Source organism: Pseudomonadota bacterium, from assembly GCA_030775045.1.
GTDB lineage: Bacteria > Pseudomonadota > Alphaproteobacteria > JALYJY01 > JALYJY01 > JALYJY01.
On sequence record JALYJY010000121.1, the window covers coordinates 1 to 4,228 of the forward strand.

Here is a 4,228-nt window from a genome sequence, read left to right on the forward strand (position 1 = left end):
CCCGAGGGGAGAACTGGAAGCCTTCATCGGACCCAATATCCACAGGTTCATGCCCCTTTTTGATCGCATGCTGCAAAAACAGTCCCCCTGGCTCCTGTCCTGGTCATGGCCGGGTTTTCTTGTTCCTGAAATCTGGCTTTTTTACCGGAAAATGTGGGCCATCGCATGGATTCTGGCGGGATACAGTGTGCTTGTGGTGCTTTCCGGATTTTTTGAGCATCCCGTACTGGACAAAACAATCAACGGGATTTCGATAGGTGTTTCCCTGTTTCTGGCAACCCAGGCCAAGGCCCTGTACCTGAATCATGCTCTCGCAAAAATCCACAAAATCCGGGAAAAAGAAACAGATCCGGCAAGGCGCCTTGAACTTCTTAAAACAGAAGGCGGCACTTCCCCCAAGGCTGCAAAAATTGCAACCGCCGTTATCCTGTCAGTCCTGTTCCTGGGTGTGGCTTTTTTGACATGGATGGAATTCCAAGCCTGGGAAGGCATAACCGATCCGGAAATGGCAGAGACCATTTCAATCGAATAGCTATCCCGGAAAACATTCAGGACATGCGGACAATCAACGCAGAATGAGTCAGATGACAAGGATTTCCGGAAGCCGGAGCGCAGCGTACGTTACAGTACGTGAGCACCGGAAGTCCGGAAATCAGAAGTCAGATGGCCATTCCGTTTGATTGTCCGCATGTCCTAGTCCTTCTGCTTTTCCCGCTGAAAGGCCCATTTGACCGTGGCCTTGCGGTCCTCTCCTGTCACGCCTGTCAGGACAAGCTGTGATGTGCGGCGGGGTTCGTCGCCGCCCAGGTACAGGCCTTCCTCGATGGCCATGGCGCTGCAGCCCGAGGCCCGGAAGCGCCAGCCCTGCCCGCCGGCCAGTTTCAGCAGGGCTGTGTTGCCCGTATGGGTCAAGGACACCTGGACCGATGGATGCAGGTGAAAGCGCACGGCAAAGGAATGGCCGCCGGGACCGTCCAGGGTGTCCTCGCCCCGCAGGTCATCCCCTCCGTCCGCCAGGTAAAACCGCCGGTGATGCACAAGGCCCAGAACCGGGAGATACCCGTCGTGGCTGGCCTCCACCAGCGAAGCGCCGTCCGTGTCCATCCTGGTGCAGCGGACCACTTCCGGAATACGGCCGAGGCCACCCCGGTCCAGGATCTCCGCGGAATTGGTATCAGCCACTGTCACCGTCGAATGGGCCGCTGTGGACGCCAGCGCCCGGCGCCAGGATCCTGTCCTGTCCGGATGGGCGCCGCAGTTGACGATCATCCGCTCCCGCCCCACGCTCATCTCAAAGGACAGGGTGCCTGCATAGGCCATGCTGTCAGGCCCGGTCTGCGGCCGCCCGGTGTCTATCAGCACCAGGGTCCTGCCGGACAACAACCGCTCGAACCCCACATGGGGAGCACTTTTCAGGGGCTTGCCCCGGGCATCCGCCTGGGTCAGAAGCATCTCGACCAGCAGGGAGTTTTCCTCCTGCCCGCCGTTGAACAGTGCAAGACCCCCATCTCCGTGGCGGAAGAAACGCAGCGCCGGCGCCATGCGGTCAATGGAGTGCTGCAGGATTTCCGGCACCTGCACACGTCCCGCCCGCAGGGCCGAACGGATATCCACCAGGCACCGCAGCACCTGCAGAAGGGTGGAGGGACAGCGATCCACATGCCCTCCGTCGGGCATGGTCTGGTTCACCAGCTCCCGCCCCAGAATCTTCATGGCCGTGGACAGATGGCGGCCATTCCCTGTCAGGTAGATGGATCCACAGACAAGCCCGAGAACAGCCTGGAAAACAGGAAGGCCGGAAGCCTGGCCGGGAAATACGCGGGCCAGATGCCGGATCTGCCGCGCGGCACTGTCAAAGATCCGGCTGCGCAAAACATCGTCCGCGCTGGCCCAGAAGAAATCATACAGCGCCAGCCAGCTGGCGATTCTCTGCCCCATGATGTGCGGCGACCAGACCAGGCTGTTCCAGCTGGTTCCGAACTGGTCCAGCCAGTCCGACACCAAGGCGCGGGCTACACGGCGGGCCGCGTCGCCTCCCAGGCTGCGCAGATCCCGCAGCCAGCCAAAACCATGCATGCCTTCCAGCCAGTCCATGCTGGCCATGGCGGGAAGCCATGGAACCGGAGTGCCGGAAAAAGTCTGGCCTGCAAACGCATACCGGCCAGCCAGGATATTCTGGGCCGTCTGTGTGTTCCCCGGCCATGGATCACCAGGCGCCGCCAGAAGCTGGAGCGGCGCATTCCCGCCCAGAGTCAGGCTGTACAGGGGAACAGAGAACGCCACATTCTGCAGGTTGTGGCGAATAGACACCAGGGATTCACGCAGACGGATCATTGTTCCCCCCGCAGCAGGGCCATATTGCGACCATAGGCTGACGGCCCGTCGCGGAAGACAGCCGTGCCGGCCACCAGCACGTCTGCACCGGCGGCCACAGCCTGCGCCGCAGTTTCCGGGGTAAGGCCGCCATCAACCTCAAGCGCGATGGTCCGGCCGGAAGCATCAATTTTGCTGCGCACAGCCCTGATCTTGTCCAGCTGGGAAGAGATAAAGGACTGGCCGCCAAAGCCGGGATTGACCGTCATGACCAGCACCAGGTCCACCATGTCCAGGACAGGATCGAGAACACAGGGCGGCGTGGCGGGGTTGAGCGATACGCCAGCCTTTTTCCCGTGGGCCCGGATGGCCTGGAGTGTGCGGTGCAGGTGAGGGCCAGCCTCGGGGTGGGCCGTAATGATGTCCGCGCCCGCATCAACGAAGGCGGGAATCAGCGAATCCACCGGACTGATCATCAGATGGACATCGAAGGGTTTTTTCGTATGCGGGCGCAGGGCTTTGATAACAGACGGCCCCAGGGTCAGGTTGGGGACGAAATGGCCGTCCATCACATCGATGTGGATATAGTCTGCCCCCGCCTGGTCCAGCGCACGGATTTCCTCCCCCAGGCGGGCGAAATCCGCCGACAGGATGGACGGGGCAATTTTTACGGAAGAACTCATACATCCAGTGCTAGCAAGTTCATATCCGGGCTTCAAGAAGTCCCTGTTGCAGCGGCCTTGAATTTCCCGGACCCGCGTCCTATGTTTTCAGGAGAAGCAGATCCACAAAGCACCGCAGCACTGTCTGCGGTGTCCTTTTTTTGTCCAGAAACGGGAGTATGTGCCATGGACAGGGTTCCCATGACCGCCACAGGTTTCAAACGCCTGGAGGCCGAGCTGAAACAGCTGAAATCCGTCGAGCGGCCGGCCGTCATCAAGGCCATTGCCGAGGCCCGCGACCACGGCGACCTGTCGGAAAACGCTGAATACCATGCGGCCCGGGAGCGCCAGAGCTTCATCGAGGGCCGGATCCTGGAACTGGAAGACCGCATCGGCCGGGCCGAGGTGATTGATACTTCCCGCTTGTCCGGCAAGACCGTCAGGTTCGGAGCCACCGTCACCCTGGCTGATACAGATACGGACGAGGAATCCACCTACCAGATCGTGGGCCAGGACGAGAGCGACATCAAGCAGGGCTTCCTGTCCGTCACAGCCCCGCTGGCCCGCGCACTGATCGGCAAGGAACAGGGCGACACCGTGGAAGTGCCGGCCCCCGGCGGCTCCCGCCAGTACGAGATTGTCAAGGTTGTCTACAAGTAACGGCCCCGACCCCGCCGTACAGGCCCTCGAAAAGGCATTGCAGGCTTTTCCCCTGCCAGGCCCTGCGCTGTTCATGAATTTTCCGGCCGCTCCGGAGCTGGCCGGTACCGCTGTGACAGCCTGGTCCCGGCGGCATGGCAATTGGGGGACCATATCCCCACTGCCCCCCGAAGGACGGTTTGCCACAGTGGCGGTCCGCCTGCCGCGCGCGAGGGAAGAGCTGGACATGCTGCTGCATCTGGCCGCAGACCGGCTGGTTCCCGGGGGAAGCCTTTATATGACCGGCGCCAACGACGAGGGCATAAAGTCTGTCCCGGACCGGATCGAACCGCTGTTCGGCCCGCCGGAAACCGTGCTGGTCAAGTATCACTGCCGGGTGTTTCGCGCCTTTTGCCCTGAGACCATGCCGCCCCTGAAAACGCATCTGCAGGACTGGCGTATGGAATTCACCCTGCCGCTGCCAGGGGAAGAAAAACACTGGGTCTCATATCCTGGCGTTTTTGCCCATGGGCGACTGGACGAAGGCACGGCCCTGCTGCTGTCCGTACTGGAACAATTGCCACAACAGCGGAGGGTTCTGGATTACGCCTGCG

5 protein-coding genes are annotated in these 4,228 nt (G+C 61.2%); 3 read left to right on the forward strand and 2 right to left on the reverse strand.

Annotated elements, in window-relative coordinates:
• A partial coding sequence (locus M3O22_08710; GenBank protein MDP9196821.1) for a DUF2628 domain-containing protein occupies window positions 1-532 on the forward strand: 532 nt, incomplete at its 5' end.
• A 161-nt stretch (window positions 533-693) separates the two neighbouring features.
• Here the strand turns inward: M3O22_08710 and M3O22_08715 are convergent.
• Together M3O22_08715 and rpe are read right to left on the reverse strand one after the other, a co-directional pair.
• Window positions 694-2,334 carry a heparinase II/III family protein gene (locus M3O22_08715; GenBank protein ID MDP9196822.1) on the reverse strand — a complete coding sequence of 547 codons (1,641 nt, stop codon included), beginning with the start codon at window positions 2,332-2,334 and terminating at the stop codon, window positions 694-696.
• A complete protein-coding gene (gene rpe / locus M3O22_08720) occupies window positions 2,331-2,996 on the reverse strand; it encodes a ribulose-phosphate 3-epimerase (GenBank protein ID MDP9196823.1) in 666 nt (221 codons plus the stop codon). Before rpe ends, M3O22_08715 begins: the two co-directional genes overlap by 4 nt.
• 165 nt (window positions 2,997-3,161) lie before the next feature.
• Between rpe and greA the strand changes: the two genes are divergently transcribed.
• Together greA and M3O22_08730 are read left to right on the forward strand one after the other, a co-directional pair.
• A complete protein-coding gene (gene greA, locus M3O22_08725) occupies window positions 3,162-3,635 on the forward strand; it encodes a transcription elongation factor GreA (GenBank protein MDP9196824.1) in 474 nt (157 codons plus the stop codon).
• 73 nt (window positions 3,636-3,708) lie between these two features.
• Window positions 3,709-4,228: methyltransferase (locus tag M3O22_08730; protein MDP9196825.1), on the forward strand; the 520-nt coding region annotated here is incomplete at its 3' end.